General features: G+C 34.5%; 3 protein-coding genes. 2 read left to right on the top strand and 1 reads right to left on the bottom strand.

What is annotated here, in order from left to right; genetic code table 11:
• Nucleotides 1–349, bottom strand: a 349-nt coding sequence (locus tag RT405_RS08480) for an AI-2E family transporter (protein ID WP_313469086.1), incomplete at its 3' end; no start/stop codon positions are given.
• Nucleotides 350–697: 348 nt separating this feature from the next.
• Between RT405_RS08480 and RT405_RS08475 the strand changes: the two genes are divergently transcribed.
• Together RT405_RS08475 and RT405_RS08470 are read left to right on the top strand one after the other, a co-directional pair.
• On the top strand, nucleotides 698–1,675 hold the full coding sequence (locus tag RT405_RS08475) for a metal ABC transporter substrate-binding protein (protein ID WP_313469085.1): 978 nt from the start codon (nucleotides 698–700) through the stop codon (nucleotides 1,673–1,675).
• A 181-nt stretch (nucleotides 1,676–1,856) separates the two neighbouring features.
• On the top strand, nucleotides 1,857–2,540 hold a 684-nt coding region (locus RT405_RS08470; protein ID WP_313469084.1), incomplete at its 3' end, for an SDR family NAD(P)-dependent oxidoreductase.

Below are 2,540 nucleotides of genomic sequence, written 5' to 3'. Positions count from 1 at the left end.
TTTCAATATCTGAAATAATAGATGGGATATTAGCAACTAGATCTGATAATTGTTCCATCAAGACAGGTACGGTCTTAATAATAAAAGCAGCTGCTCCACCAAGAAAGAGAATCATAACTAAAATAATGGCATAACTGCGTTTAATTTTTACTTTTTGCAAAAGTTTAATCAAAGGATTGAATAAGTAAAATAAAAACCCTGCACTTAAAACGGGGATAAAGAGGGTCGAAAATAAAACGAAAATCGGATGGAAAACAAAGCTGATTCGTGTTGCAACATAAATAATGATAACGACCGCTAATAGCCATATTGTCCAAAATAACAACTTTGAATCTTTAACATATTTCATAAAAATAATCTCCTTTTTAAATCAGTACGGTACAACGGAACATGTATACATTCATCATCTACTATACTACCATGATTAACGGATTTATTTTACAATAGTTTGACTTCTAAAAAAGTCCTGGTATTTAATCTAAAAGAAAAGCAGACATACCAACTGATTTATGTTTTTAAAATTAAGCTGAATTCAAAAAAAGATTAAGGTAAGCGAAAAAGAGTTGCATTGAAAAGCAAATTGAGTTATGCTTTAAAACGTAACCTTTACGATTTAGTCGGAATAAGTTTATTTGCTTATTTTACTACATAAAATAAAGGGTAGTTAAAAAAATTAGTTAAGATCAGGAGGATGTATATGCAAAAGAAGAGAAAAGTTATGAGTTTAGTACTGACTGTTGTGGGAACCATTTTATTGCTTGTCGGTTGCGGAAACACAGGGAACCAGTCTAATAGGACCGATGGAGAAAATACAACTGGAAAGTTAAAAATCGTTACAACTTTTTATCCCATGTATGATTTCACAAAAAATATTGTGCAAGACAAAGCAGATGTCGCCATGTTGATCCCAGCTGGAACGGAACCGCATGATTTTGAACCGAGTGCAAAAATGATTGCCCAAATTGAAAATGCTGATGTCTTTATTTATAATAGTGATGAAATGGAAACTTGGGTACCGAGTGCGTTAAAAGCTATTGATACAAAGAAAGTAACGGTCATTAATGCCAGCAAAGGAATTGAATTTATTGAGCACGACGAACATGACGATCATGCGGAAACAGAAGAAGAGGAACACTCAAAAGAACACCATCACGCTGTTGATCCACATGTTTGGTTAGATCCTGTGCTAGCTCAAATAGAAGTCAAAAATATTCAAGAAGGGCTTGCAACAGTTGATACAGAAAATGCAGCCTCTTATCAAAAAAATGCAGCAGCTTACAACGAAAAATTAGCTGCATTAGATCAAGAATTTAAAGAGGCATTTAAAAATGCAACGAACCGTGTATTTGTAACCCAACATGCAGCATTTGCTTATTTAGCAAAACAATATGAGTTAACTCAAATTTCGATTTCTGGTTTATCTGCTGAAACAGAACCCAGTCCAGCAAAGCTAGCTGAATTAACCGAATATGTAAATAAATACCATGTAGAATACATTTATTTTGAAAATAATGCCTCTTCAAAAATAGCTGAAACGTTAGCTAATGAGGTAGGGATAGAATTGGCTATTTTGGATCCAATTGAAGGAGTTACTCAAAAAGAGCAAGAAGCCGGTGTTGATTACATTCAAGTAATGAAAAACAATCTTGAAGCATTAAAGAAAAGTATTTATTAAAATTGTCCAGAAAAAAACAATAATGATATTCTTTTAACCTAAAAAGTAAACTCTTGAAATCAATAAATGATTTTAAGAGTTTTTTTGTAAAGTCGTATAAGATGCGGAAAAATAATTAACTTGTTAAAATGAATCTATAAGATCAAAATCGCAAAACCAAAAAAAGGAAGGAGATCGACTAATGACTGATTCAACTTCTCAAAATCCGCTAAATCAATATTTTAATGGAACTTATCCTAAACAATATCAAGAGACTCCTGGTATTCAAGGAAAAATGGATCCTTTGCCTGATTGCGGGGAAACGTCGTATAAAGGAAGCGGAAAATTGGTTGGCAGAAAAGCATTGATTACAGGCGGAGATTCAGGGATAGGTCGCGCAGAAGCGATAGCCTATGCGCGTGAAGGTGCCGACGTGGCGATCAATTATTTACCGGTAGAACAATCAGACGCTGAAGAAGTAAAAGAACTGATTGAAGCAGAAGGACGAAAAGCAGTATTGATACCTGGAGATTTAAGTGATGAATCTTTTTGCCAAGATTTAGTGAAACAAGCTTATACCGAGCTAGATGGTCTAGACGTATTGACTTTAGTTGCTGGCCAACAGCAAGCTGTAACAGATATTACTGAATTACCAACTGACCAACTTCGTAAAACATTTGAAGTGAATGTCTTTTCATTATTCTGGGTAGTAAAAGCTGCCTTGCCTTATTTGCCAAAAGGAGCTTCTATCATTACGACAACTTCTGTACAAAGTTTTGACCCAAGTCCTATTTTGCTGGATTATGCTGCTTCGAAATTTGCCATTACGGGATTTACACGTGGTTTGGCTAAGCAATTAGCTCCAAAAGGAATTCGGGTCAATTCA

Origin of the sequence: Carnobacterium sp., from assembly GCF_032094055.1 — a bacterium.
Classification (GTDB): domain Bacteria; phylum Bacillota; class Bacilli; order Lactobacillales; family Carnobacteriaceae; genus Carnobacterium_A.
This window is presented reverse-complemented; position numbering and strand designations above follow the sequence as displayed.